General features: G+C 73.2%; 16 protein-coding genes and 1 pseudogene. 6 read left to right on the forward strand and 11 right to left on the reverse strand.

Annotated features, from left to right (window positions below; genetic code table 11):
- A pseudogene (locus ABT095_RS24710) lies at positions 1–593 on the forward strand (hypothetical protein); the annotation flags it as partial.
- Positions 594–654: 61 nt separating this feature from the next.
- Here the strand turns inward: ABT095_RS24710 and ABT095_RS24715 are convergent.
- Together ABT095_RS24715 and ABT095_RS24720 are read right to left on the reverse strand one after the other, a co-directional pair.
- Positions 655–1,308: an MBL fold metallo-hydrolase gene (locus tag ABT095_RS24715; RefSeq protein WP_350531660.1), complete on the reverse strand. Its 654-nt coding sequence runs from the start codon at positions 1,306–1,308 to the stop codon at positions 655–657.
- Between the two features lie 61 nt (positions 1,309–1,369).
- The gene (locus ABT095_RS24720; protein ID WP_350531661.1) at positions 1,370–2,128 is read right to left on the reverse strand and encodes a maleylpyruvate isomerase family mycothiol-dependent enzyme; all 759 of its coding nucleotides are present in this window, start codon (positions 2,126–2,128) and stop codon (positions 1,370–1,372) included.
- A 301-nt stretch (positions 2,129–2,429) separates the two neighbouring features.
- Between ABT095_RS24720 and uvrA the strand changes: the two genes are divergently transcribed.
- On the forward strand, positions 2,430–5,318 hold the full coding sequence (gene uvrA, locus ABT095_RS24725) for an excinuclease ABC subunit UvrA (protein ID WP_350531662.1): 2,889 nt from the start codon (positions 2,430–2,432) through the stop codon (positions 5,316–5,318).
- A gap of 61 nt (positions 5,319–5,379) precedes the next feature.
- On the opposite strand, the gene ABT095_RS24730 is transcribed toward uvrA, so the two are convergent.
- Together ABT095_RS24730 and ABT095_RS24735 are read right to left on the reverse strand one after the other, a co-directional pair.
- On the reverse strand, positions 5,380–5,925 hold the full coding sequence (locus tag ABT095_RS24730; RefSeq protein ID WP_350531663.1) for a GNAT family N-acetyltransferase: 546 nt from the start codon (positions 5,923–5,925) through the stop codon (positions 5,380–5,382).
- A gap of 84 nt (positions 5,926–6,009) precedes the next feature.
- The gene (locus ABT095_RS24735; RefSeq protein WP_350531664.1) at positions 6,010–7,710 is read right to left on the reverse strand and encodes a serine/threonine-protein kinase; all 1,701 of its coding nucleotides are present in this window, start codon (positions 7,708–7,710) and stop codon (positions 6,010–6,012) included.
- Between the two features lie 107 nt (positions 7,711–7,817).
- Between ABT095_RS24735 and ABT095_RS24740 the strand changes: the two genes are divergently transcribed.
- From ABT095_RS24740 to ABT095_RS24755, 4 genes are all read left to right on the forward strand, one after another.
- Positions 7,818–8,624, forward strand: coding sequence for a pyrroline-5-carboxylate reductase dimerization domain-containing protein (locus tag ABT095_RS24740; RefSeq protein WP_350531665.1), 807 nt, complete (start codon positions 7,818–7,820; stop codon positions 8,622–8,624).
- 216 nt (positions 8,625–8,840) lie between these two features.
- On the forward strand, positions 8,841–10,028 hold the full coding sequence (locus ABT095_RS24745) for a DNA sulfur modification protein DndB (protein WP_350531666.1): 1,188 nt from the start codon (positions 8,841–8,843) through the stop codon (positions 10,026–10,028).
- A gap of 125 nt (positions 10,029–10,153) precedes the next feature.
- A complete protein-coding gene (locus ABT095_RS24750; RefSeq protein WP_350531667.1) occupies positions 10,154–10,801 on the forward strand; it encodes an NYN domain-containing protein in 648 nt (215 codons plus the stop codon).
- A gap of 112 nt (positions 10,802–10,913) precedes the next feature.
- Positions 10,914–11,372, forward strand: coding sequence for a Rieske (2Fe-2S) protein (locus ABT095_RS24755; RefSeq protein ID WP_350531668.1), 459 nt, complete (start codon positions 10,914–10,916; stop codon positions 11,370–11,372).
- A 46-nt stretch (positions 11,373–11,418) separates the two neighbouring features.
- Here the strand turns inward: ABT095_RS24755 and ABT095_RS24760 are convergent, their stop codons facing one another.
- The 7 genes from ABT095_RS24760 to ABT095_RS24790 form a co-directional block, all read right to left on the reverse strand.
- Complete coding sequence (locus ABT095_RS24760; protein ID WP_350531681.1) at positions 11,419–12,687, reverse strand: aminotransferase-like domain-containing protein; 1,269 nt, start codon at positions 12,685–12,687, stop codon at positions 11,419–11,421.
- Between the two features lie 2 nt (positions 12,688–12,689).
- Positions 12,690–13,799 (reverse strand): alpha-hydroxy acid oxidase, encoded by a 1,110-nt coding sequence (locus ABT095_RS24765; protein WP_350531669.1) that lies wholly within the window; start codon positions 13,797–13,799, stop codon positions 12,690–12,692.
- Positions 13,796–14,887: a 4-hydroxyphenylpyruvate dioxygenase gene (gene hppD / locus ABT095_RS24770; protein ID WP_350531670.1), complete on the reverse strand. Its 1,092-nt coding sequence runs from the start codon at positions 14,885–14,887 to the stop codon at positions 13,796–13,798. The genes ABT095_RS24765 and hppD overlap by 4 nt, the downstream gene beginning before the upstream one ends.
- 91 nt (positions 14,888–14,978) lie before the next feature.
- The gene (locus ABT095_RS24775; protein WP_350531671.1) at positions 14,979–16,277 is read right to left on the reverse strand and encodes an MFS transporter; all 1,299 of its coding nucleotides are present in this window, start codon (positions 16,275–16,277) and stop codon (positions 14,979–14,981) included.
- Between the two features lie 30 nt (positions 16,278–16,307).
- Positions 16,308–17,327 (reverse strand): pyridoxal phosphate-dependent aminotransferase, encoded by a 1,020-nt coding sequence (locus ABT095_RS24780; protein WP_350531672.1) that lies wholly within the window; start codon positions 17,325–17,327, stop codon positions 16,308–16,310.
- A complete protein-coding gene (locus ABT095_RS24785) occupies positions 17,327–18,373 on the reverse strand; it encodes a class I SAM-dependent methyltransferase (protein WP_350531673.1) in 1,047 nt (348 codons plus the stop codon). The genes ABT095_RS24780 and ABT095_RS24785 overlap by 1 nt, the downstream gene beginning before the upstream one ends.
- A gap of 122 nt (positions 18,374–18,495) precedes the next feature.
- A partial coding sequence (locus ABT095_RS24790) for a non-ribosomal peptide synthetase (RefSeq protein ID WP_350531674.1) occupies positions 18,496–26,811 on the reverse strand: 8,316 nt, incomplete at its 5' end.

Raw genomic sequence — 26,811 nt, forward strand, 5'->3', positions numbered from 1 at the left:
GCAGCACCTGGCAGAGTTTCGAACTCGCTCCCGCCGGCAGCGCCTCCGTCACCAGTGGCGTCGCCGCCCTCTCGCGCATCCCCGGCAGCATGGAGGTCTGGTTCGTCGGCGGTGACGCGTCCGTCCAGGACCACTTCTGGTACGACACGGCGAGCAAGAACTTCGACAAGAACGTCACCACCGACATCGCCGTCGGCGGCTCGGCGCACGTCGTGATGCGGCAGGACGGCTTCTACTCGTTCAGCACGCACGCACACGACAGCGGCCTCGACAACATCGACTACACGATCTCCGCCGCCGTGATCACGCCGGACGGGACGGTGTTCACCTTCCAGCGCTCCGGCCACACCGAAGGGGCCAGCGCCGGGCTGCCCTTCGGCACTCCGGACCGCAACGACGACTTCACGTTCGTCGGCAACAACCCGAAGATCACCGAGAAGTGGGACGGCATCCTCAACGGCACCTTCGAGGCCGACATCAAGGGGACGGACACCCTCGCAGCCGGTGTCACCGGCGCCCTTGCCGACCTCGTGAAGGTGATCGTGGCCGAGGCCGGAAAGGCGGCCGCCACGGCGATCATCAAGCTCCTCTGACCCCCGGCCGGTCACGGCAGCAAGCAGGGGCCGCCTGACTCAGGCGGCCCCTGCAGTGTTGCTACCAGCCGCGGGACTCCCACTCGGCCAGGTGCGGGCGCTCGGCGCCGAGGGTGGTGTCGCCGCCGTGGCCGGGGTAGACCCAGGTCTCGTCGGGGAGGGCGTCGAAGATCTTGGTCTTGACGTCGCCGAGCAGGGAGGCGAAGCGGGCCGGGTCCTGCTCGGTGTTGCCGACGCCGCCGGGGAAGAGGCAGTCGCCGGTGAAGACGTGCGGGTGGCCCTGCGGGTCGTCGTAGACCAGCACGATCGCGCCGGGGGTGTGGCCCACCAGGTGCCGGACGGTCAGCTCTACCTGGCCGACCCGCAGGACGTCGCCGTCGTCGAGCAGCCGGTCGGTCGGGACGGGGATGCCGGGGGCGTCGATCCGGCCGGCGGCGGTGCGGGCGCCGGTGGCGGCGACCACCTTGGACAGGGCCTGCCAGTGGTCGCCGTGCTGGTGGGTGGTGACCACGGTGGCGAGCTGCCCGCCGACGGTCTCCAAGAGCGCCGGTGCGTCGGCCGCCGCGTCGATCAGCAGCTGCTCGTCGGTGGCCCGGCAGCGCAGCAGGTAGCAGTTGTTGTCGAACGGGCCGAGCGCGACCTTGGTGATGATCAGGTGCGCGAGCTCGCGGACGTCCGGCGGGCCGCCGACCTTCACCGCTCCGTGGTACGTCATCGGGCCGCTCCTCGCCGCTCGTGGGTCGTCATGGTCTGCACGGAGAGCATCATCACCCGGCTCAGCCCATCGGGGGAAGCTTCGGCAGCGCGGCCCGAGGGTCCGTCAACTGTTCGGCGCCCCGGTGCACCTGGAGGCCGTCGCCGTCCGAGCGGCCGGAGAGCCAGGCCACCAGCGCCCGCACCGGGCCCTCGACCCGCAGCTCGGGCTCGCCCTCGGGGCTGCCGAGCCGGGCGGTCGGCTCGGGCTCGTCGTCCACGGCCAGCAGCAGCGCGGGGAGCCCGTCCGCCCCGGCGAACTGCTCGGCCAGGTGGGTGAACTGGGCGGCGGCGAAGCCCTCGGGCCAGTGCGCGGGGGTGTACCCGGCGTCGAGGTCGACGTGGTGGTACTCGAGCTCGCCCAGGCGCTTGGCCAGCAGCTCGTACGCGGGGAACACGGCGCCGCTGCGGTGGCGCACCGGGGCCGTCCAGGCCTCGGCGGGCAGGGCTGCGGCGGCGGCGACGAACCTGGCGTCGCTGGCCTCCAGGTCGGCCAGCTGCTCGGCGAGCGGGCGGGGCGCGCCGTCCTCGATGTCCCGGTTGCGGGCCTCCGGGCTCGGGTACTGCGGGATGTCCTCGCCGGTGCGGGCGCTCTCGAGCAGGTTGATCAGCGAGTCGGCGTTGCGGGAGATGTGGGTGAGGACGTGGCCGCGGCTCCAGCCCGGCAGGGCCGACGGCCCGGTGACGGCCTCCGGCGGCAGTTCGGCGACGGTGCGCAGCAGGCCGGCGAGTGAGTCGGAGAGCTGGTTCAGGGCGGTGTCGACATCGACCTTGTGGGTCATGGCAGTGGTACTCCGGTGTGGGTCGGCACGGGCGGATCAAGAACAGCATGCGCGGCCGGGATGCCTTGGCGGGGGTTCCGTCGTTATTCCAGTGGGTGGAACGGTTCCACGGTGCTGACCTGCGGATTCTCCGGAGGGTCGGGAGGTGGCCCGCGGAGCGCTTCACTCGTTCGGGTGGCTTCGGCTGGACATGGTCGATATTCGAACGCGTGAGCTAGTAGGCTGGCGGGCGCACACTGGAAGAATTCGCCCCCAGCTTTCGGCCGGGGGTGCCCCCTCCCGGAGAAAGGCGCCAGAAGCCGTGGCAGACCGCCTCATCGTCCGCGGTGCTCGCGAGCACAACCTCAAGAACGTCTCGCTCGACCTGCCGCGTGACTCCCTGATCGTCTTCACCGGGCTCTCCGGCTCGGGCAAGTCCTCGCTCGCCTTCGACACGATCTTCGCCGAGGGCCAGCGCCGCTACGTCGAGTCGCTCTCCTCCTACGCCCGCCAGTTCCTCGGCCAGATGGACAAGCCGGACGTGGACTTCATCGAGGGCCTCTCCCCGGCCGTCTCGATCGACCAGAAGTCCACCAACCGGAACCCGCGCTCGACCGTCGGCACCATCACCGAGGTCTACGACTACCTGCGTCTGCTCTTCGCGCGGATCGGCAAGCCGCACTGCCCGCACTGCGCCCGCCCGATCGCCAAGCAGTCGCCGCAGGCGATCGTGGACCGGGTGCTGAAGCTGGAGGAGGGCACCCGCTTCCAGGTGCTCAGCCCGGTGGTGCGCGAGCGCAAGGGCGAGTTCGTCGACCTCTTCGCCGACCTGCAGTCCAAGGGCTACGCCCGCGCCCGGGTCGACGGGCAGACGGTGCAGCTCACCGAGCCGCCGACGCTCAAGAAGCAGGAGAAGCACACCATCGAGGTGGTGATCGACCGCCTCACCGTCAAGAGCAGCGCCAAGCGCCGTCTGACCGACTCGGTGGAGACCGCCCTCAAGCTGGCCGGCGGCATGGTCGTGCTCGACTTCGTCGACCTCCCGGCCGACGACCCCGAGCGTGAGCGGATGTACTCCGAGCACCTCTACTGCCCGTACGACGACGTCTCCTTCGAGGAGCTGGAGCCGCGCTCCTTCTCCTTCAACTCGCCGTTCGGCGCCTGCCCCGAGTGCTCGGGCCTGGGCAACCGGATGGAGGTCGACCCCGAGCTGGTCGTGCCCGACGAGGAGAAGTCGCTCGACGAGGGCGCCATCCACCCGTGGTCCCAGGGCCACACCAAGGAGTACTTCAGCCGCCTGGTCGACGCGCTGGCCGGCGAGCTGGGCTTCCGTACCGACATCCCCTGGGCCGGGCTGCCCGCGCGGGCCCGCAAGGCCCTGCTGCACGGGCACAAGACCCAGGTCGAGGTGCGGTACAACAACCGCTACGGGCGCGAGCGCTCGTACACCACGGCCTTCGAGGGCGCGATCCCGTTCGTGACGCGCCGGCACTCCGAGGCGGAGAGCGACAGCAGCCGCGAGCGCTTCGAGGGGTACATGCGGGAGGTGCCCTGCCCGAGCTGCCGGGGCACCCGCCTCAAGCCCGTCATCCTGGCCGTCACCGTCCAGGGCAGGTCGATCGCCGACGTCTCCGCGATGTCGATCAGCGACTGCGCCGAGTTCCTGGGCGCCATGAAGCTCACGGCGCGGGACAAGCAGATCGCCGAGCGGGTGCTCAAGGAGGTCAACGAGCGGCTGCGCTTCCTGGTCGACGTCGGCCTGGACTACCTCTCGCTCAACCGCGCGGCCGGCACCCTCTCCGGCGGCGAGGCCCAGCGCATCCGGCTCGCCACCCAGATCGGCTCGGGCCTGGTCGGTGTGCTCTACGTGCTGGACGAGCCCTCGATCGGCCTGCACCAGCGCGACAACCACCGCCTGATCGAGACGCTGGTCCGCCTGCGCGACATCGGTAACACCCTGATCGTGGTCGAGCACGACGAGGACACCATCAAGACCGCCGACTGGGTGGTCGACATCGGCCCCGGCGCCGGTGAGCACGGTGGCAAGGTGGTGCACTCCGGCTCGCTCAAGGAGCTGCTGGCCAACGACGAGTCGATGACCGGGCAGTACCTCTCCGGCAAGCGCTCGATCCCCACCCCCGAGGTGCGCCGCCCGCGCGACAAGAAGCGCCAGATCACCGTGCACGGCGCGCGCGAGCACAACCTGCGGGACGTCACCGTCGGCTTCCCGCTCGGCACCTTCACCGCGATCACCGGCGTCTCCGGCTCCGGCAAGTCGACACTGGTCAACGACATCCTCTACACCCACCTGGCCCGGGAGCTGAACGGCGCGCGCAGCGTGCCCGGCCGGCACACCCGGATCACCGGCACCGACCTGGTCGACAAGGTGGTCCACGTCGACCAGTCGCCGATCGGCCGTACCCCGCGCTCCAACCCGGCCACCTACACCGGCGTCTTCGACAACGTCCGCAAGCTCTTCGCCGAGACCCAGGAGGCGAAGGTCCGGGGCTACCTGCCGGGCCGGTTCTCCTTCAACGTCAAGGGCGGCCGCTGTGAGAACTGCTCGGGTGACGGCACCATCAAGATCGAGATGAACTTCCTGCCGGACGTCTACGTCCCGTGCGAGGTCTGCCACGGCGCCCGGTACAACCGGGAGACGCTGGAGGTCCACTACAAGGGCAAGTCCATCTCCGAGGTGCTGGACATGCCGATCGAGGAGGCCCTGCACTTCTTCGAGGCCGTCCCGGCCATCGCCAGGCACCTGCGCACGCTCAACGACGTCGGCCTCGGCTACGTCCGGCTCGGGCAGTCGGCGCCGACGCTCTCCGGCGGTGAGGCGCAGCGCGTCAAGCTCGCCTCCGAGCTGCAGAAGCGCTCCACCGGCCGCACGGTCTACGTGCTGGACGAGCCCACCACCGGCCTCCACTTCGAGGACATCAGCAAGCTGATCAAGGTGCTCGACGGCCTGGTGGAGAAGGGCAACACCGTCATCGTCATCGAGCACAACCTCGACGTGATCAAGACCGCCGACTGGATCGTGGACATGGGCCCCGAGGGCGGCTCCGGCGGCGGCATGGTCGTCGCCGAGGGGACGCCCGAGCAGATCGCGGCCGAGCCTGCCAGCCACACCGGCAAGTTCCTCCGCGACATCCTGGCCGGCCGTTCCTTCGACGCCGCCCCGGCCAAGGCCACCCGCAAGCGGCGTTCGTAGCGCCTCAGGCCACAGGCCCGTCGGCATCCTCTGCCGGCGGGCCTGTCGCGCGCTCGTGGTGCTACCCGAGGACGAGCTCGTGCTCGACCCGGGAGTCGTCACCCGGGACGGGGACGGTGTGGCCGCTGCGGGCGAAGCCTAGCTTCCGGTAGGAGGCCTCGGCACGCGGGTTGTCCTGGTGCACGAAGAGGCGCACGCGGAAGACCTCGGGGTCGTCCAGCTCGCGGGAGAACGCGACCGCCGCGTCCACCAGGGCCCCGACCAGACCGGTGCCGCGCTGCTCGGGGCGGACGAACACCCCGGCCAGGTGGGCCTGGTCGACCTCGTTCGGCAGGCCTAGGATGTCCGGGCGGCCGGCCCGCTCGATCAGCACCGTCACCGCCCCGTCCCAGCCGCCGTCCGGCCGCTCGGCGATGAACTGCTGCGCGATCAGGGCGCCGCGGGAGCCGGCCGCCCGCTCCTGCCAGAACGAGTCCGGTCGGGCGGCGGCGTTGTCGTACGTTTCCAGGAACGCGATGTCCGCGACCGGATCCTGCAGGGCAGCCAGACGCAGCTCCTTGACGCGTTGCCAGTCCTCGGCGGTCACAGCTCGTATCACGTGTTCCATGTGCTGATCATTGGCACGCACGGAGCTCGGATCAAGCGGATTTCGGGGGCAGGCAGTGGGTCGGTCCGCCGGTCCGCCAGTTCGTCAGTCCGTCAGCTCCCAGACCGTGACGGTGAGCCTGAGCGGGCCGAGGCCGTGCGGGACGGACGTGGCGACCAGGTAGGCCATCCGGCCTTGGCGGGTCCGGTAGCAGAAGCGGTCCCCGGCGACCACCGGGTCGGCGGAGTAGCCGCCGTCACCGGCGATCAGGGTGGCGCAGGCGGCGGGGGTCGGCGCCGGGCCGGAGGCGGGGAGCTTCGCCAGGGCCGGACGCGAGCTGTTGACCAGCAGGGCCGGTGCGGCGGTGGTGCCCTCCACCATCAGGTCGCCCCGCTGCGTCGCGGTGGCCACCGGGGGGTTCACGTCGAGGTCCATGAAGCCGTTGGTCTGGACGACGAGTTCGGCGGGGCCGGATCTGACCTTCGCGACGGCGGCGGACGGCGGCGTGCTGGCCTGCGCGGGGTGGCTGCTGGTGCCGGTCGCCGGAGCGCTGCTGCTCGGCTGCCGGCCCTCGGCGGTGTCCGGGCCCCTGCCGTGGTCGGTGTTGGTCGTGGCGTACACCACGCCGCCGAGCACGGCCAGGGCGACGGCCGCGCCGATGAGCAGCGTCAGCCGTCGGCGGGAGGTCGCGGGCCGGGCGCTGGGGGCCGGCGGCCTCGGCGGCGGCGTGGAGGTGACGGTCGGCGCGTAGCTGGGGTGTGCGGCGCTCATCGTCGGCGGCGGCGTCGGCGTTGCCGCGGGCGGCGTCGACGGCTGTGGCGCGGCGTGCACGGTGGGGGTGTAGCCCGGGGGCGGGGTGGGCCCGGCTGCCAGGGCGCGTCCGACGGCGGCCTCGCGCCGGTCGATCTCCGCCGTGGGCGCGGCCGGAAGCCACCCGGTGAAGTCGCGCAGCGGCCGGCCCGCCGCGCGCTCGCACAGCTCGGCCAGCTCGGCGGGGGTGGCCCTGGCGGCGGGGTCGGCGGCCAGGCAGCGCTCGAGCACCGGCCGGAGCTCGGCCGGGTAGCCGGTCAGGTCCGGCGGCCGCAGCTCGGTGTTGGCGATCCGGGTGGCGACGGTGAGCGCTCCGGCGTCGCCGTACGGGTGGCGCCCGGTGGCCGCCACGGCGGCGATCAGGCCGAGCGCGAAGAGGTCGGTGGCCGGGGTGAGGCTCTCGCCCAGGGCGTGCTCGGGGGACATGTACTGCGGGGTCCCGATCAGCCCGCCGCTCATGGTCAGCTGGGTGGCCTCGGTGGCGCGGGCGATACCGAAATCGATCACCCACGGGCCGTCCGCTCCGAGCAGGACGTTGCTCGGCTTCAGGTCGCGGTGGATCACCCCGGCCGCGTGCACGGCCCGCAGCGCCTCGGCGACGCAGCCGACCAACTGCAGCACCGATGTCAGGGGCAGCGGGCCGAACCGGTCGAGGGCCTGGTTCAGCGCCAGACCGGGCACGTACCGGCAGGCGAGCCAGGGCATCGTCCCGGTGGTGTCGTGGTCGACCACCGGCACCACGTGGTAGCCCTGCACCAGCCGGGCCGCCTGCACCTCCTGCTGGAAGCGGCGCCGGAACTCCGCGTCCTGCGCGAACTCCGCGCGGATCACCTTGAGCGCGACCGGCTGCCCGCCCCGGCTGCACGAGAGGTAGACCGACCCCATCCCGCCTTCGCCGATCCGGCGCAGCAGCTGGTACCCCGCCACTTCGCGCGGATCCTCCGGCCGCAGCGGCGGTATCTCCACTGCTTCCGACGCGTTCTGATCGGCCGTCATGACTTCCCCCTGGGCTGACGCTCCGCCGTGCGATCGATTTTCGGGCCCGATCGTACTGGGTGGGCCGACCGCCGTGCGGTTGGTCCGGATCTGAGATCCTTGCGGCCATGAACGAGCTCCGAACGGTGGGAATCGTCGGCCTGGGCCGGATGGGCCTGACGCTGGCGGCGGCTTTCGGCCGGGCGGTCGGGCCGGATCGCCTCTTCGGCAGCGGGCGCTCCGCTGCGAGCGTCGCGCGGTTCGAGCAGGCCGCCCCTGGTGCGCGGACGGCGTCGGCGCGGGAACTGCCCGGCCTGGCGGAGCTGATCGTTCTCTGCGCGCCGCAGTCGGCCCTGCCCGCCGTCCTCGACGAGCTGCGGCCGCGGCTGACCGCCGACCACCTGGTGGTCACCATCAGCAACCGGCAGCCGCTGTCGGTGCTGGCCGAGGCGGTGCCGGGCCCGGTGGCCAAGCTGATCCCCAGTGCGGGCAACGAGATCGGTGCCGGCGCGACACTCCTGGTTCCCGGGCCCGGTATGACCCCGCTCGCGGTGGAGCACCACCTGGAGCTGCTGCGGACCTTCTCGACCCCGTTCGTCATCACCGAGGACCAGGGCCGCGCCGCGACCGACCTCGCCTCCTGCGGCCCGGCCCTGCTGGCCGCGGCCGCAGCGGCTATGGCCCAGGCCCAGCGGCGGCGGAACGCCCCGCTGCCGCCGGAGCTGGCGGAGCAGCTGGCCACCTGCAGCCTGGAAGCAGCCGGCCGCCTGGTCGCGGCCGGTGCCTCCCTCCCGGACGTGATCGACCGCGTCGCCGTCCCCGGCGGCAACACCGCGGCCGGGCTCGCCGCCGCCCGCGAGGGCCTCGCGGCGGCCTGGCGTGCCGCCTTCCGCGCCACCGAGGACAACGAGCGCTCCGGCCACCCCGCGCACTGACGCCGAGGCATTGCGAGCCGAGCACCAATTCCTTCCCGGCCCTCGTCCTGAGCGCAAGCGCGAGCCCGACGGCGCCCTCGAGATGCGGATGTGTTTTCTCGAGAAAGACTGCGGGCACGATCCACGGTCGCGTACTCTCGTGCCGGACGCAAATCCTGACAGCAAGTCAATTGCCTGCGCAGGATGGCATCTCGAGATGACTCCGGGGAGGGGCACATGGCTATCCTGAGCCAGGACAGGCTGGACCCGTCTGTCGGCTGCGGCATGCGGTGCATGCTGGTCGATGACTTCACCACTCATATCAAGGCCGACTTCCGCCTCCTGAGGGTGATCACGCATGATCCGGTGGTGCTGCAGTCGACCAGCCGGAACCGTCCGGTGGATGTCACCGACCGGGATGTCGAACTGCACGCGCTGGTGCAGCGAGCCCTGGAGGGCAGCAAGAAGGCGAACGTCACCTCCTACGCGCGCTACATCGAGCGCCATGTCATGGGCGAGATCGCCGGAGTGCTGCCGCCGATCCACCTGTGGACGGAGCAGTCGTTGGCGGCCCATCAGGACAATGGCGAGACCTTCCTCTGCGTCCCCTACGGGGAGCGCCTGATCGCCATTGACGGCGAGACCCAACTGGCAAGCCACTACTACCTGCAGAAGAGTCCGAACGTCCCGGACGAGGTCAAGGCCAGGCACGAGAAGCTCCTGCTCACCGCAGTGGTGCACGACAACCGGACCGCAGCTCAGGCCCGCCAGTTCTTCCACGACCTGAACGTTCTCGCCGTCCGTCCCAACACCAGCATCGGACTGTCCATGGACACGGCGGATCCGCTCATGCAGGTCGTGACGAAGCTCTCGCAGGAGATCCCGTTCTTCCGTGGGCGGGTCGAGCAGCTGTCCAGGCAGCTGAAGCGCAACACGCCCAAGGTGGTCACCCTGCAGGCGCTGCGCCAGTGCGTGATCAACATCGCCCATGGCATGTCGGGCGTGCAGTACGGGGCGCGGCCCGCTCCGATGACGAATGTCGACCTCCAGGCTCTGGAGGCGGTGGCGACGAGATGGCTCGTCGCGTACACCGACGCCTTCGAGCGCGAGTTCAGTGAGCGGGACGAGTTCGTGGCCGGCGTCGGCAGCGTCCTGGCAGCGGTGGGTGCCATGGCGCACCCGATTCTGGATGCCGCCGCGGACACGCGCGACGAACTGCTCGAGGGCCTCCTGGTCAGCCTGCGGCAGGTCGACTGGCGCAAGGGTGACCACTGGATCGGCACGGTCCTCAGCAAGACCCCCAAGGGCACCTACACGACCAATGGCCCGAAGCAGTCCGCCTACGCCGTCTACTCCGCCCTCTGCGAGCCGGGCAACGCCGCCTACCAGGGCATCCGCCGGCGGGCAGAGGCCACCGCCGGCTGAGCCGGCCGGCCCCGCAGGGACACCCGGACCAAAAAAACGGCCCCGTTGCCGGGGCCGTTCCTGTCGGCGTCGCCGACTTCGTATACCGCCACCGTAGCAGGCCGAGAGCCACCCCGGGAGAACCAGTGTCCACCGTCATCGCCTATGTCGACGGCTTCAATCTGTACTACGGCATGCGCGCGAAGTACGGTCGCCGCTACTACTGGCTCGACCTCCCGGAGCTCGTCCGCAACCTCCGCCCGGCGGACCAGCTGGTGGCGGTCCGCTACTTCACCACCGTGGTCCGGGCCGAGCCCGCCGCCGCCGTGAACCAGCGGACCTACCTGCGCGCCCTGGAGGCACACCACCCCCGCGGTCTGGAGATCAGCCTGGGACGCTTCACCGAGAAGAAGCCGCGCTGCCGTACGTGTCGATCGTCTTGGCAGTGCGGGTGCGTTCCCCCTCGCTCCTACCGGACGTTCGAGGAGAAGGCCACGGACGTGGCGATCGGCGCCCGCCTCGTCGAGGACAGCGCGCTCGGCGCCTCCGAGGTCGCCTTGATCATCTCCGCCGACACCGATCTCGTGCCGGCGGTGGAGTCGGCGCGTCGCGTGAGCCCGCAGCGCTCCTTCTATCTCGCTCTCCCGCCCGGTAACACGTCGCCCAGCCGCAGCTTCGACGGCGTCGGGTACTTCCACATCAACGAGACGGCACTGCGGGCATCGCAGCTGCCGGACGCAGTGGTGGACCAGGCCACCGGAACGGTGTACGAGCGCCCGGCGAAATGGAAGTAGCCGGGGGCCGGGCGTCCGGCGCCTCGTTCACCGGAGTGGGCCGGGCCCTCACGGTCGGTGCGTAGACTGCGGCGGTCTGTGTGTCGGAGAGGGCGTCGAGGGAGTGGCAGGGATGAGCGAGGACACCGGGATGGCCAGTCGGCGGACGGTGCTGTGCGGGGCGGCCGCCGCGGTGGTGGCCGGTGGGGCGGTGGCCGGGTGCGCTTCGTCCGGTGGGGCCACGGCCGGGAAGCCGGCCGGGGCGACGCAGTCGAAGTCGGCGGCGCCCAAGGCGCCGGTGCAGGTGGGGGCGGCGGCGGACGTGCCGGTGGGCGGGGGCAAGGTGTTCCGCGAGCAGCACATCGTGGTGACGCAGCCGACCGCCGGGCAGTACAAGGCGTTCAGTGCGCGCTGCACGCACGCCGGTTGCATCGTGGACCAGGTGAAGGACGGCCAGATCCAGTGCCCGTGCCACGGGAGCCGGTTCGGGGCTGCCGACGGGGCGGTACAGGACGGGCCGGCGCCCGAGCCGCTGCCCGCGTACGCGGTGGCGGTCAAGGACGGGCAGTTGGTCGTGACGCCGACGGCCTGAGGCAGGAGCAGGAGCAGGGGCGCCCGAGGGCTCCCCTGCTCCGTGGTCAGGAGGCGAGCAGGGCGGCCAGCCGGTCCAGGCCGAGATCGACGGTGTCCGGGTCGACCTGGCTGACGGAGAGCCGGAGTTGGTGCTCGCCGCCGGCGCCCGGGTAGAAGTGGCACATCGGGGTCCAGATCACGCCGTACTGCGAGGCGGAGAGCTCGAGCAGGGCGTCGTCCACCACCCGGGGCACGGTCAGGACCAGGAAGAAGCCGCCGCGCGGCTCGTTCCAGGTGACGCCGTTGCCGGGCGGGAAGCGCCGGGCCAGGCCGTCGAGGACGAGGGCCAGGTTGCGGCGGTAGAGGGCGGCGACCTCGGTGTTGGCGGCGCGCAGGCTGTGGTCGTGGGTGAGCAGCGCGCCACCGATCACGGCCTGGGCGATGGGTGAGGTGTTCACCGTGGTCATGCTCTTGATCATGCCGAGCAGGTCGGCCAGGAGGTCGGTGGAGCCCGCGCCGTCCGAGACGGGCTGGTCCGCCACCACGTAGCCGACCCGGGCTCCGGGGATCGCCGTCTTGGCGAAGGAGCCGAGGTGGATCACCCGCCGTTCGGTGTCCAGGGCCTTGAGGGAGGGCAGGCGTTCGGCGCCGCCGAAGACGCAGTAGGGGTTGTCCTCCAGGAGCAGGAAGTCCTCGGCACCGGCCAGCGCGAGCAGCTCGTGCCGCAGGGCGAGCGGCAGGCTGGCCCCGCTGGGGTTGGCCACGTCCGGCACCAGGTAGAGCGCGCGGGGGCGCAGCCCCTCGGCGCGGGTGGCAGCCAGCACCCGGCGCAGGTCCGCGAGGTCCACCCCGTCCGGTCCGTCGGCGACCGGGCGGACCGGCAGGTCGGCGAGGAGGGCGGCGCCGGTCAGGCCGACGTAGGTGGGGGAGACGGCCAGGACCACGTCCTCGGGCCCGCCGCGCAGCGCGCGCAGCACCAGGAACATCGCCTCCTGGCAGCCGACCGTGACCACGATCGACTCGGCGGGCACCTCGATGCCTTCGTCCACCGCGAGGTGGGTGGCGATCAGCTCGTGGATGATGCCCTTGGTGCGCCCGTACTGGAGCACCTGCCGCCGGGCCGCCTCCGGCGGGAGGCCGCGCTCCTTCTGCAGGTGGTCGAGGTAGCGGTCGAGGTAGGCGTGGACGGCGTCCAGGTCGAAGAACTGCTCGGCCGGGCGGCCCGCCGCGAAGGAGACCGCCTCCGGGTAGCGGATGGAGATCTCGTTCAGCAGGTTCATCGAGGTCATGGCCGGGTCGGCGAGCGAGCCGTGCAACTGGGAGCGGTGCAGCATGGTCAAGGTGTACTCCCGTTCGGGCACGGCAGGTGGGTGGTGCGCAGCGTGGCGGCGGCGCGCAGGTCGGGGCAGCCCGCCAGGCCCAGGGCGTGCCGGAGTTCGGCGGCCAGCAGGCCGAGCAGGTGGGCGCAGCCGGCTTCGCCGTCGGCCGCCAGGCCCCAGATCACCGGGCGGCCGAGCAGCACCCCGGCGGCGCCGAGCGCGAGCGCGGCCAGCACGTCCGTGCCGCTGCGCACCCCGCTGTCGAGCAGCACCTGGCAGTCGCGGCCGGCCAGCGCCTCGGCGACGGCGGGCAGTGCGGTGAGCGAGGGCACGGCCTGGTCGAGCTGGCGGCCGCCGTGGTTGGAGACCACCACGGCGGCGGCGCCGAGCTCGGCGGCGCGCAGGGCGTCGGCGGGGTCGAGCAGGCCCTTGACCACCAGCGGCAGGGCGGTGCGTTCGCGCAGCCAGGCCAGATCGGCCCAGGTCACGGCGGGGGAGAGCAGTTCGGCGGTGTGGGCCGCCACCGCGGAGGAGGCGGTGGCCGCCCGGTGGGCCCGCCCGGTGGCGCCGTCCTCGAGCAGTGCGGCGCGGACGCCGGCGGGCAGCGCGAAGGCGTTGCGGGCGTCGCGCAGCCGGCGGCCCATGTACGGGACGTCGGCCGTCACCAGCAGGCACTCGCTGCCCGCGGCCTCGGCGGCGGCCACCAGGTCGAGCAGCCGCGCCCGGTCGCGCAGCCAGTACAGCTGGAACCAGAGGGTGGCGCCGGTCTTGGCCAGCTCCTCGAAGCCGACGCTGCTGAGGGTGCCGACGGTGAACGGCACCCCGGCCGTGGCGGCGGCCCGGGCCGAGGCCAGCTCGCCCTCGGGGTGGAACAGCCGGTGGTAGGCGACCGGGGCCACCGCCACCGGCAGGGCGGCGCGGCTGCGGACCAGGGTGGCGGTGGTGTCGCAGCCGGAGACGTCGGCCAGCACCCGGGGCACCAGGGCGAGCCGGTCGAAGGCGGCCCGGTTGGCGGCCAGGGTGCGTTCGCGCTCGGCGCCGCCGGCGAGCCAGTCCCAGACCTCGGGGGCGAGTACGGCCTGGGCGGCCCGGGCGTACTCGCCGACGGACAGCGGGGGCGTGCTCATCCGGCCACTTCGCTGGCGCTGCGCTGGAGTTCGACCGCTTCGTACAGCGCGCGGACGTTGTTGCTGCCGAAGGTACGGGCCCGGATGCGCTCGATCACTTCGAAGAAGAGGGTGCCGCGCGGGTGCTGGGAGCGGGTGAAGATCTGGAACAGCTGGCCGTCGTGGTCCTGGTCCACCAGCAGGTGCAGGTCGCGCAGTTGGTCGACCGAGTGCTTGAGCGGGGTGAGCCGGGTGGGCAGCGCGTCGAAGTAGGTGCCCGGGGTGCGCAGGAACGGCACGCCGCGGGCGGCCATCGCGGAGACGGACTCGACGGCGTCGGCCGAGGCGAAGGCCACGTGCTGGACCCCGGCGCCGCCGTGGTCGGCCAGGAAGGAGGCGATCTGGCCGCCCGCGTCCGGGGTGAGCGGTTCGATCAGGGTGAGGGTCACGCTGTGGTCGGGGCTCTGCACCACCGCCGAGTCCATGCCGAGTGCGCCGACCTCGATCCGCTCCTCGAAGATCATCGAGAAGCCGAAGACCTCGCAGTAGCTGCGCACGCTCTCGCGCAGCTGCCCGGAGGGCACGCAGACCGCGAAGTGGTCCACCGAGAGCAGGCCCACCGAGCCCGCGCCGGTCACCGGAGCCGGGTCCGGCAGGCCCGGGATGCGGCCGGCCGGGGTGCCGGGGCGGCGCTCGACCAGCGTGTGCACCACGTCGCCGAAGCCGCCGACCACGGCCGTGACGCAGCCGGCCTCCGTGCGCGGCGGGAGCAGCCCGAGCGCCCCGCGCCTGGTCAGCGCGCCGTACGCCTGCGCCGCGTCCGGGACGCGCAGGGCGAGGGAGGCCACGCCGTCGCCGTGCCGGGCGAGGTAGTCGGTGGCCAGGTGGCCCCGGTCGAGCGGCTGGGTGAGCAGCAGGCGGACCGTGCCCTGGCCGACCAGCGCCGAGCGGCCGCGCTCGGTGGCCGGGCCGTGCTCGGTGGGCGGGACGAGCAGCTCGAAGCCGTACTCGGCGGTCAGCCGCTCGGTCTCGGCGGCGAGGTCGGCGACGTAGAACTCGACGTGGTCGAGCTCGAGGGAGAAGGGGAGTCGGGAGGGTAGGTCGCTCATCGGAGAGGCTCTCTCGTGCGGCGGGCGGAGGGCAGGGAGGGGTGGGCCGGCGGCGCTGCGGGCACTGCGCCGCCGGGGAGGTGGCAGGGCGTCAGGTCGACTGCAGGCGAAGGGGCGGGGTGTCCGAGCCGGCCTCCGGCGCCTCGGCGGGCTCGGCGAGGGTCTCGGCCGCCTCCTCCTCGTCGGCAGCGTCCTCGGTGTCCTCCGGCTCGGAGGGGGCCTCCGGCTTGCCGATCAGGTAGGCGGCCGCGAGGACGGCGCCGACCACCATCGCGGCCAGCACCACCCGGAAGTCCACCGCCGCCACCAGCCCGGCGCCGACCCCGATGGCCACGGCCTGCGGGGCGGTGAGCGAGAGGTTCACGGCCGCCTGGGCGCGGCCCATCAGCTGGGGCGGGGTGAGCGCCTGGGCGGCGGTGGCGAGGCCGACCACGGCCGCCGGGATACCCGCGCCGGTGACCAGCAGACCGGCCGAGACCACCCAGACCGAGGGCGTCAGCAGCAGCAGGGCGCCGAGCCCGAAGGCCGCCGAACCGGCCATCACCGTACGGCGCGGGCCGAGCCTGCCGATCAGCAGACCGCCGAGGACGGCGCCGCCCAGCGCGCCGACCGCCTCGACCGTCTCGAGTACGCCCAGGAACTGCGGCGAGCGGTGCAGGCCGTGCTGGATCAGCGCGAACAGCACCGGCTGCAGGAAGCTGAGCACGAAGCCGGTCAGGGTGGTGGCGATCAGCAGCGGGCGCAGCGAGGTGGTGGTGCGCAGGTGCTGGAAGCCCGCCAGCACCTCGCTGCGCCAACGGCGGCCCGAGGGCTCCGGCTCGGTCTCGGTGACCCGCAGGGCCAGCCAGCTGAGCGAGGCCAGCAGCAGGATGCCGAGATCGACCAGGGCGACGGCGTGGCCGCCGAGCCACCCGTACAGGCCGGAGCCGATCAGCGGGGCGACCAGGGTGGTGCCGGCCCGCATGCTCTGGGTGAACCCGACGGCCGCGCCGAAGTCCTGACGGTCGGTCAGGATGGTGCGCAGCATCGCGCTCTGCGCCGGGGTGAGCACCGCCCCGGCCAGACCGTAGAGCACCGCCACGCCGTAGACGATCCACAGCCGGTCGCGGCCCTGGACCAGCAGCAGCGGGGTGACCGCCACGGCGAGCAGCAGGTTGACCGTGACCAGGAGCGGTCTACGGCGGACCCGGTCGGCGAGCAGGCCGCCGAGCGGGAGCAGCAGCATCGGGACGGCGTAGCAGAACATCACCAGACCGGCCGCCGAGCTGCTGCCCGTCAGCACCTTGGCCCAGATGCCCAGGGCGATGAAGAGCGCGGTGTCCCCGAGGACGGACAGCGTCTGCCCTGCGATGTAGAGCCGGAACTCCGGCCGCGCCAGAAGTGGGTGCATGTCTGTTCTGTCCTTCGCTGCTGCAGGGGTCTAACGGGAGGCGGGGGCGGGCGGGCCCGCCTGGGTGAAGCCCTCGAGCACGGCGTCGTTCGCGTCCTTCTCGCCGACGGCGATCCGGATGCCCTGGCCGGGGTAGTAGCGCACGGCCACGCCGAGCCGCTCGAGCTCCGCGCGGAGCGGGCCGTGCTCCCCGGGCGCCGTCACCCAGAGGAAGTTGGTCAGGCTCGGCGCCACCGGCCAGCCGAGGCCGAGCAGTTCGGCCCGCAGCCGGTCGCGCTCGCCGGCGATGGTGGCGATCCGGGTCTCCAGCTCGGCGGCGGCCTCGGCCGAGACGACGGCCCGCAGGCCGGCCTCCTGGAGGCGGTTCACCGCGTACGGCACCTGGTGGTCACGGACCCGCTGGGCCAGCGCCGGGTCGGCCAGCGCGTAGCCGATCCGCAGGGCGGCGACGCCGTGCGACTTGGAGAGGGTGCGCAGCACCACCAGGTTGGGCCGCTCGGCGATCCGCTCCGGCACGCTCGGCGCCGCCCAGCCCTGGGCGAAGTCGATGTACGCCTCGTCGAGGAGGATCACCGCGGTGGCGGGCACCTGCCGGAAGAACGCGGTCAGTTCGGCCCAGGAGTACACCGTGCCGGTCGGGTTGTGCGGGTTGCACAGCACGACGATCCTGGTCCGCTCGTCCAACTGCCCGGCCATCGCGGCCAGATCGTGCCGGGCGTCGGGGCCCAGCGGCACGGCCCGCGACTCGGCCCCGGCGATCTCGCAGAACAGCGGGTACGCGTCGAAGCAGGGCGCCGAGTGCACCACGTTGTCGCCCGGCCCGACCACGGTGTGGAACAGGTCGAGCGCGACGCCGGCCGAACCGTGGCCGACCACGACCTGCTCGGCCGGGACGCCCTGCCAGTCGGCGATGATCCCGGCGAACCGAACCGGCCGGAAGTCCGGGTAGCGGTGCAGGTCGCCGGTGGCCTCGGCGATGGCGGCCCGCACCGACGGCAGCGGCGGGTACGGGTGCTCGTTCTGGGCGAGCAGGTACCGTACGGCGGTCATCAGTCGGCCTGCAGGACGTAGAGCCAGGAGTGCGGGGTGGCCAGCGCCTCGACCCGGTCGATCCGCAGACCGGCGTCGGTGAACAGCTCCTCGTAGGTCTCCTTGGTGTGCAGCGGCACGCCCATCATCGCGTGGGCCAGCTCGAAGCCGACCGAGAAGACCGGCAGGGTGCTCTCGGACTCGCCCGGGCCGCGCAGCATGGTGTCGCCGAGCACGAAGGTGCGGGCCTTGGGGAATGCCTCGCGCATCCGGGTGAAGATCGAGGAGCGGGTGTCCGGATCGGCCAGCAGGTCGTGCAGCAGGAAGAAGCTCATCACGGTGTCGACCTCGGCCACCTCGGCGGCCTCGGCGTCGTTGTCGATCTGGGTGCCGAGCAGGCCGAGCACGTCGGCGCGCACCGCGGTGACGCGGTCGGCCATCCCGGCCTCGGCGATGTCCCGGCGGGCGATGTCGGTGGCGGGGCGGGAGATGTCGATGCCCAGGCCCCGGGTGCCCTCGCGCTGCGAGACCACCCGGCGCACCCGGGCGGAGGTGCCGCTGCCGAGGTCGGCGATGGTGCGGAAGTCGATGCCGGAGAGCACCTCGGTCAGCTGGGCGGCGAACAGCGACTGGTCGCACTGGGCCGAGCCGAGCGCGACCATCGCCTCGTCGCGGAAGACGTTCTCGGTGTAGCGGTGGCTGCCCGTGGCCAGGTGCCCGGCGCGGCCGAACACGTCGTGGTAGCCGCCGACGGCCCAGGTGAAGTAGCCGCGTGCGGCGGCGACTTCGTGGCCGGCCTCGGTCGGCAGGTAGGTGGCGCCGTCCGCCTTGAGGTAGCCGCAGGAGGCGGCGGCCCGGAGCACTGCCTCGGCGCGGAGGGTGTCGCCGGCCGCGGCGGTGACCTCGACGGCGGAGAGGCGCTCGCCGCGGCCGATCCGCTCCAGGACGCCCATCCGGTCCAGCGCGAAGATCACGTTGGCGGCGATGAAGCCGTTGTAGGCGTCGGTCGGAGCGATCGGGGCGGGGGTGATGCCGCGCCAGGTGTCCGGGACGAGGGCAGTCTGCATGGTGGTGTCCGTTCCTCGGTTCGATCGGTGGGCCGGATCACGGCCCGGGTGGTGTGGTGCGGGGTGTCGCTCGGGGTGCGGTGACGGGATGTGCGGTCAGTGGTGTGCGGTGACAGGTGCGGTCAGGGGTGCCGCGCCGGGTGGCGCAGGCGCTCGGCGAGCAGCGGGCCGATGGCCGAGAGCGCCTTGGCGCCGGTCATCTCGCCGTGGGTGCTCGGCACTTCGTGGATCTCCAGCCGGCCGCCCACATGGGGCCGCCAGGCTTCGGGGTCGGGGGCGTCGGCGGGCCGGTCCTGGGCGGCGACGAACATCAGCGCGTCGCCGTCGTAGCCTGCCGGCGGGGCGTCCGCGGCCAGCGCGAGGTTCGCCAGGAACACCTCCACCACGCGCGCCACCCCGGCCCCGCTCAGCCCCGCCAACGGCCCGTCGTCGCGCACCAGCTCGGCGTAGCCGGCTTCGTCGGCCGGCCAGGCGGTGACGCCCTCGGCCCGGTGCCCGAGCGAGGCGAGGATCGCGGCGAGGAGCTCGGGGTCGCGCTCGGCGGCCGTCCGGCCGGTCTGCCCGGCTGCGCCCGCCCGCCTGGCCGTCTCCGGCAGCGGCGGGAGGTCAGGAAGCCTGGGCAGTTCTGGCAACTGCGGCAACTGCGGCAACTGCGGCAGCGGCGGCAGCTCCGGCAGCGGCGGGAGACCGGGCAGCTTCGGCAGTTCCGCCGTGGGCGCGCCCAGGTGTGCGGCCCGGCCGTAGCCCGTGTACTCGGGGTGCTCGGTGAGTTCGGGGTAGCCGTCCAGGATGGCCAGCAGGTCGACCTGTTCGCCCTGTTGGCGCAGCAGTGCGGCCATGGCGTGGGCGACGGCGCCGCCGAAGGACCAGCCGAGCAGGGCGTAGGGGCCCTCGGGGCGGACGGCGCGGAGCTCGGCCAGGTAGGTGTGGGCCATCTCGGCCAGGGTGGCGGGGTGGCGGGTGAGATCGGCGAGGCCGGGGGACTGCAGGCCGTAGATGGGCTGTTCGGCGTCCAGGTGGTGGAGGAGGCCGGTGTAGACCCAGCTGATGCCGGCTGCCGGGTGCACGCAGAACAGCGGCGGGCGGGAGCCGCGGGTGCGGATCGGCAGCAGCACCGGGAAGGCCTCGGCAGCCGCGCCACCGGCCAGCAGGGCGGCCAGCCCGGCGACGGTCGGCGCCTGGAAGAGCGCGCGGACGCCCAGCCCGGCCGCGCCGGTCAGCTCGCGGACCCCGGCGATCAGCCGCCCGGCCAGCAGCGAATGGCCGCCCAGCTCGAAGAAGTTGTCGTCGACGCCGACGGCGGCCCGGCCGAGGGTGTCGGCGAACAGCCCGCAGAGCACCTCCTCCAGCGGAGTGCGCGGTTGCCGGCCCCCGCTCGCCCGGCCGGGCTCGGGAGCGGGCAGGGCGCGCTCGTCCAGCTTGCCGTTGGGCGTCAGCGGCAGCCGCTCCAGCGGCACCAGCGCGGCCGGGAGCATGTAGTCCGGCAGCTCGGCGGCCAGCCCGGCCCGCAGCGCGTCCAGGTCCAGCCCGCTGTGCCCGGCGGCCGGCACCACGTACCCGACCAGCCGCTTCTCGCCCGGCGCGTCCTCGCGCACCACCACGGCGGCGGAGGCGAGTTCGGGCCGGCGGCTGAGCACCGAGCCGATCTCGCCCAGCTCGATCCGGAAGCCGCGCAGCTTCACCTGGGCGTCGATCCGGCCCAGGTAGTCCAGCTCCCCGTCGGCCGTCCAGCGCGCCAAGTCGCCCGTCCGGTACATTCGTTCGCCCACCGCTCCGAACGGGCAGGCGACGAAGCGCTCGGCGCTGAGCCCCGGGCGGCCCAGGTAGCCCCGGGCCAGGCCGGCGCCCGCGACGAACAGTTCGCCGGGCACCCCGGCCGGCACCGGCCGCAGCCGGGAGTCCAGCAGGTAGAGCCGCAGGTCCGGGATGCCCGCGCCGATCAGCGAGCGGGACTGCCCGGCCGCCGTGGCGGCGTCCAGCGGGCGGTAGGAGACGTGCACCGTGGTCTCGGTGATGCCGTACATGTTGACCAGCACCGGCGCGTCCTCGGCGTGCCGCTCGTACCAGGGCGCCAGCCGGGCCAGGTCGAGCGCCTCGCCGCCGAAGACCACCCGGCGCAGCGCGAGGCCGCGCCCGAGCTCCGGCTCCTCCTGGTCGGCCTGCATCAACTGGTAGAAGGCCGACGGGGTCTGGTTGAGGAAGGTGACCTGCTCGCGGACCAGCAGCTCCAGGAAGTCCCGGGGCGAGCGGCTGACCTCGAACGGCACCACCACCAGGCGGCCGCCGTGCAGCAGCGCGCCCCACAGCTCCCAGACCGAGAAGTCGAAGGCGTAGGAGTGGAACAGTGTCCAGACGTCCGCCGGGCCCGGCTCGAACCAGTGCTCGGTGGCCGCGAACAGCCTGGTGACATTGCCGTGCGGGATCACCACACCCTTGGGGCGGCCGGTCGAGCCGGAGGTGTAGATGACGTACGCGGGGTGCTCGGGCCGCAGTGCGGGGGCCGGGGCGGTCGACTCCTGGCGGGCCAGCTCCGCCACGAGCTCCGGCGCGTCGAGGAGCAGCAACGGCAGCTCGGCGGAGGGGACTCGGCCGGCCGTCGCCAGTGTGGTGAGCAGCAGCTCGGGCGCCGAGTCGGCCAGCGTGTACGCGATCCGGTCGGCCGGGTAGTCCGGGTCGATCGGGACGTACGCGCCGCCGGCCTTGAGCACCGCGAGCACGGCGACCACCAGCTCGGCCGAGCGCGGCAGCGCCAGCGCCACCAGCTTCTCCGGGCCCACGCCGTGCCCGGCCAGCAGCCGGGCCAGCCGGTTGGCGCGGGCGTCGAGCTCGGCGTAGCTCAGCCGCTCGTCGGCGTGGACCACCGCGACGGCCTGCGGCGTACGGGCCGCCTGGGCGGCGAACAGCTCGGGCAGCGTGCGGAGTCCCGCCTCGGCGGGGAGCGGCTCGGGGGCGCAGAGGTCCGGGCCCCGGCGGTCCACGCTCCAGTCGTCCAGGATGAGGCTCCGCTCGGCGGCGGTCAGGATCTCCGCCGCGCCGACCGGCTGGTCCGGGGCGGCCACCACGGCGCTCAGCAGCCGCTCGAAGCGCTGCCCGATCGCCGTCACCGTGGCCGGGTCGAACAGGTCCGCCGCGTACTCGACCACCACGCCGATCCCGGCCGGTGCGCCGTCCGCGTCCGACTGCTCGGTGAACCCGAAGGCCAGGTCGAACTTGGCCAGCGTGCTCTCCAGCGGCTCCATCCGGGCCGGCAGGCCCGCGAAGGAGAGCTCCGCCGAGGCGGCGGGCGTGGCCGCGAAGGTCAGCATCACCTGGAACAGCGGGTGCCGGGCGGCCGAGCGGGCCGGGTTGAGGTGCTCCACCAGGCGCTCGAAGGGCAGGTCCTGGTGCTCGAAGGCGTCGAGGTTGGCCCGCCGCACCCGGTCGAGCAGCTCGTGGAAGCTCGGGTCGCCCGAGGTGTCGGCCCGCAGCACCAGGGTGTTGACGAAGAAGCCGATCAGGTCGTCCAGCGCCTCCTCGGTGCGCCCCGCCACCGCGGTGCCGAGCGGGAGGTCGGTGCCCGCGCCGAGGCGGCTCAGCGTGGCGGCCAGCGCGGCCTGCACCACCATGAACACGCTGGACCGGTCGGCGCGCGCCAACTCGGCTATCTCCGCGTGCAGTTCGGGGGAGATCCGCAGCTCGACGGTGTCGCCCCGGTGGGTGGGGTCGAGCGGGCGGGGCCGGTCGTAGGGCAGGCTCAGCTCCTCCGGCGCACCGGCCAGGGCTTGGCGCCAGTGGGCGAGTTGGGCGTGCTGGGTGCTGGCGGGGTCGTCCTCGGCGCCGAGGAGTTCGTGCTGCCAGAGGGTGTAGTCGGCGTACTGGACCGGCAGTTCGGCCCAGTCGGGCTCGGTGCCCGCCAGCCGGGCGGTGTAGGCCTCGGCGAGGTCGCGCAGCAGCGGCGCGACCGACCAGCCGTCGCTGGCGATGTGGTGCAGCAGCACCAGCAGCACGTGCTCGCCCTGTGCGAGGGAGAACAGCCAGGCCCGCAGCGGCAGTTCGGTGGCGAGGTCGAAGACCTGCCGGCTCGCCGCGGCGAGCTCGGCCCGCAGCTGCGCCTCCCCGGCCACCGGGACAGTGGTCAGGGCGGGCCCGGCCGGCTCGCCGACCAGCTGGTGGGGCCGGCCCTCGACGGTGGGGTAGGTGGTGCGGAGCACCTCGTGCCGGGCGGTCAGGTCACGCAGCGCGGACTCGAGCGCACGGGTGTCGACCCGGCCGGTGAGCCGGAGGGCGAGCGGGGTGTTGTAGAGCGCGCTCGGGCCCTCCAACTGCTCGATGAACCAGAGGCGTTGCTGCGCCGGGGAGAGCGGGACGCGCTCGGGCCGGGGCTGCGGCAGCAGGGCCGGGCGCGCCTGGGCGGTGGCGGATAGCGCCGGGGCCAGGGCGGCCACGGTCGGGTGGTCGAACAGGGCCCGGATCGGCAGTTCGGCGCCCAGCGCGGTGCGGATGCGGCCGATCAGCTTGGTGGCGAGCAGGGAGTGGCCGCCGAGCTCGAAGAAGCTGTCGTCGATGCTGACGGCGGCCAGGCCGAGGGTGTCGGCGAACAGCTCGCACAGGGCCCGCTCGGTGGCACTGCGCGGGGCGCGGCCGGTGCCGGCGGCGGAGTAGTCGGGCGCGGGCAGCGCGCGCCGGTCGACCTTGCCGTTGGCGGTGACGGGGAGGGCCTCGAGCAGCACGACCGCCGCCGGCACCATGTAGGCGGGCAGCCGCTCGGCGGCGAAGGCGCGCAGCTCGCCGGGGGTGGCCGTGCCGGTCACGTAGGCCACCACCCGCTTGTCGCCCGGCTGGTCCTCGCGGACCAGGGCCAGGGCGTGGCCCACCTGCTCGTGGGCGGCCAACGCGGCCTCGACCTCGCCGAGTTCGATCCTGAAGCCCCGGATCTTCACCTGGTCGTCCACCCGGCCCTGGAACTCCAACTCCCCGGCGGCCGTCCAGCGGACCAGGTCGCCGGTGCGGTACATCCGGTCCCCCTTGCCGTCGAACGGGCAGGCGACGAAGCGCTCGGCGGTCAGCGCCGGGCGGCCGACGTAGCCACGGGCCACGCCGTTCCCGGCGATGTAGAGCTCGCCCGTGACGCCGACCGGGACGGGCTGCAGTGCCTGGTCGAGCACGTACACCCGGGTGTTGGCCAGCGGGCGGCCGATCGGCACCACGGCGGGCACCTCGCCGCCGGGCGTCATGGTGAAGGTGGTCTTGATGGCGGTCGTCTCGGTGGGTGCGTAGACCGCCACCACCTCGGTGTCCGGGCAGGCCCGGAACAGCTGCCGCACGGCCTCCGGCGGCACCACGTCGCCGCCGGTCCACACCTGGCGGACGCCGCGGAACGCGGCCGGCATCTCCTCGGCCAGCAGTCGCAGCAGACCCGAGGGGGCCTGGACGAGCGTGACCGCGTGGCGGGTGACGGTGGCGGCGAGGCCGCGCAGGTCGAGCTGCCCGGGCGCGGCCAGCACGATCCGCCCGCCCGTCACCAGCGGCGCCCACACCTCGGTGGTGGAGGCGTCGAAGGCGGTCGGCGAGTGGAGCAGCACGCTCTCGTGGTGGCCTTCGTGGAAGTGCCGGTTGGCCAGCAGGTCGACCACGTTGCGGTGGGTCACCGCGACGCCCTTGGGCACGCCGGTCGAGCCCGAGGTGTACATCACGTAGGCGAGTTGGCCGGGGTGGGTGGGCCGGGTCACGGGCTCGCCACCCTCGGCGGTGCAGGTCTCGGCGGTGCAGGTCTCGGTGGCGCAGGTCTCGGCGACGTCGAGCGCGGTGAGCCGGGTCTCGGCCAGGACGGGGTGGCCGTGGTGGGCCGCGTCGGTCAGCACGAGCGTGGCCCGGGTGTCGGCCAGGATGTGCTGCAGCCGGTCCAACGGGTAGCGGTCGTCCAGCGGGACGTAGACGCCGCCCGCCTTGGTGACCGCCAGCACGGCCGCCACCAGGTCCACCGAGCGGTCCATCAGGATCGCGACCGGCTCTTCCACCGCCAGCCCCCGGGCCAGCAGCGCGGCGGCCAACCGCCCGGCCCGGGCGTCGAGTTCGGCATAGCTCAGCCGCTCGGAGTCGGAGACCACGGCGGTGGCGTCCGGAGTTGCGGCGGCCTGGGCCTCGAAGAGGGCGGGCAGGGTGGTGTCGGGGATCGGGGTGGTGGTGTCGTTCCAGGTGGTGAGGAGCTGTTCGCGCTCGGCCGGGGTGAGGATCTCGATGCTGCCGAGCGGTACGTCGGGGTCGACGGCGACGGCGCGCAGGATCAGCAGCAGACGGTCGGCGAAACCCGCGACGGTCGCGTGGTCGAACAGGTCGGCCGCGTACTCGATCGCGGCGGCGAGGCCGCCGGTGCCGTCCAGTTCGGTGAAGTTGAAGTTCAGGTCGAAGTGCGCCTGGGCCTCGCCCGCGCCGGTCAGCACCCCTTGCGCCGCCCCGAGCGTGAGGACCGGGGCCGGGCCGCTGTTGAGGGTCAGGACGGTCTGGAAGAGGGGGTGCCGGGCGGGGGTGCGGGTGGGGTTGAGGTGTTCGACCAGGCGCTCGAAGGGGAGGTCCTGGTGCTCGTAGGCGTCGAGGTCGAGTTGGCGGACGCGGTCGAGGAGTTGGCGGAAGCTGGGGTTGCCGGTGGTGTCGGTGCGTAGGACGAGGGTGTTGACGAAGAAGCCGATGAGGTCGGTGAGTGCTTCGTCGGTGCGTCCGGCGACGGGGGTGCCGAGGGGGAGGTCGGTGCCGGCGCCGAGGCGGGTGTAGAGGGTGGCGACGGCGGCCTGCAGGACCATGAACAGGCTGCCCCGGTTGGCGGCGGCCAGCTCGGCGAGCTCCTGGTGCAGCTCGGGATCGATCCGGTACTCGACGGTGTCCCCGCGGTGGGTCGGGGTGGCGGGGCGCGGGCGGTCGTAGGGGAGGGCGAGCTCCTCGGGGGCGTCGGCCAGGGCCTGTTGCCAGTGCGCGAGTTGGGTGCTGGTGAGACTCTCGGGGTCGTCCTCGGTGCCGAGGAGTTGGTGCTGCCAGAGGGTGTAGTCGGCGTACTGGACGGGCAGTTCGGCCCAGTCGGGCGTGTGGTCGGCGAGTCGGGCCGCGTAGGCCTGGCCGAGGTCGCGCAGCAGCGGGGCGACGGACCAGCCGTCGCCGGCGATGTGGTGCAGCAGGACGAGCAGGGCGTGCCGCTCGGCGCCGAGGGAGAACAGCGTGACCCGGATCGGCAGTTCGGCCGCGAGGTCGAAGACCGTACCGGCGGCGCCGTCCACGGCCGTATGAAGCTCCTGCTCGTCGGCCACCTGGACGGTGTGCAGGGTGAGCTGCTCAGGGGTGCCCACCAGCTGGTGGGGCCGCCCGTCGGTGACCGGGAAGGTGGTGCGCAGCGCCTGGTGGCGGGTGATGAGGTCGCGCAGGGCGAGGCCCAGCGCAGCGGGGTCGACCTGGCCGGTCAGCTGGGCCACGTACGGGGTGTTGTAGAGGGCGCTGGGGCCCTCGAACTGGTCGATGAACCAGAGGCGTTGCTGCGCGGGGGAGAGCGGGACGCGCTCGGGGCGGGGCTGGGGGAGCAGGGCGGGGCGGGTCTGGGTGGTGGCGGGCAGGGCGGGTGCGAGGGCGGCGACGGTCGGGGCGTCGAAGAGGGCCCGGATGGGGAGTTCGATGCCGAGCGTGCCGCGGATGCGGCTGATCAGCTTGGTGGCGAGCAGGGAGTGGCCGCCGAGGTCGAAGAAGTTGTCGTCGATGGTGACGGCGGGCAGGGCGAGCGTCTCGGCGAAGAGCTCGCAGAGCTGCTGCTCGGAGGATGTCCGGGGGGCGCGGCCGGTGCTGGTGTAGTCGGGGGCGGGCAGGGCGCGGCGGTCGACCTTGCCGTTCGGGGTGACCGGGAAGGTGGGGAGGACGATGATCGCGGCCGGGATCATGTAGGCGGGCAGCCGGTCGACGGCGAGGGCGCGCAGTTCGGTGGGGTCGACCTCGCCGGTGACGTAGGCGGTCAGCCGCTGGTCGCCGGGCTGGTCCTCGCGGACCAGGGCCAGGGCGTGGCCCACCTGCTCGTGGGCGGCCAATGCGTTCTCGATCTCGCCGAGTTCGATCCGGAAGCCGCGGAGCTTGATCTGGTCGTCTGCTCGGCCGAGGAACTCCAGTTCGCCGGTGGTGGTCCGGCGGACCAGGTCGCCGGTGCGGTACATGCGGGAGCCGGGGGCGTCGAACGGGCAGGCCAGGAAGCGCTCGGCGGTCAGACCCGGCCGGCCGATGTAGCCGCGGGCGAGGCCGTTGCCCGCCAGGTAGAGCTCGCCTGCGACGCCGACCGGGACGGGCTGCAGCGCGGCGTCGAGCACGTAGGTCCTGCTGTTGGGCAGCGGGCTGCCGATGGGGACGACGGGCGGGACGGCGTCGGGGGCGTTCATCCGGTGGCGGGTGGCGAAGGTGGTGGTCTCGGTCGGGCCGTAGCCGTCGACGACGGTGAG

It is taken from the genome of Kitasatospora sp. NPDC002227 (genome assembly GCF_040296285.1).
Lineage (GTDB): Bacteria > Actinomycetota > Actinomycetes > Streptomycetales > Streptomycetaceae > Kitasatospora.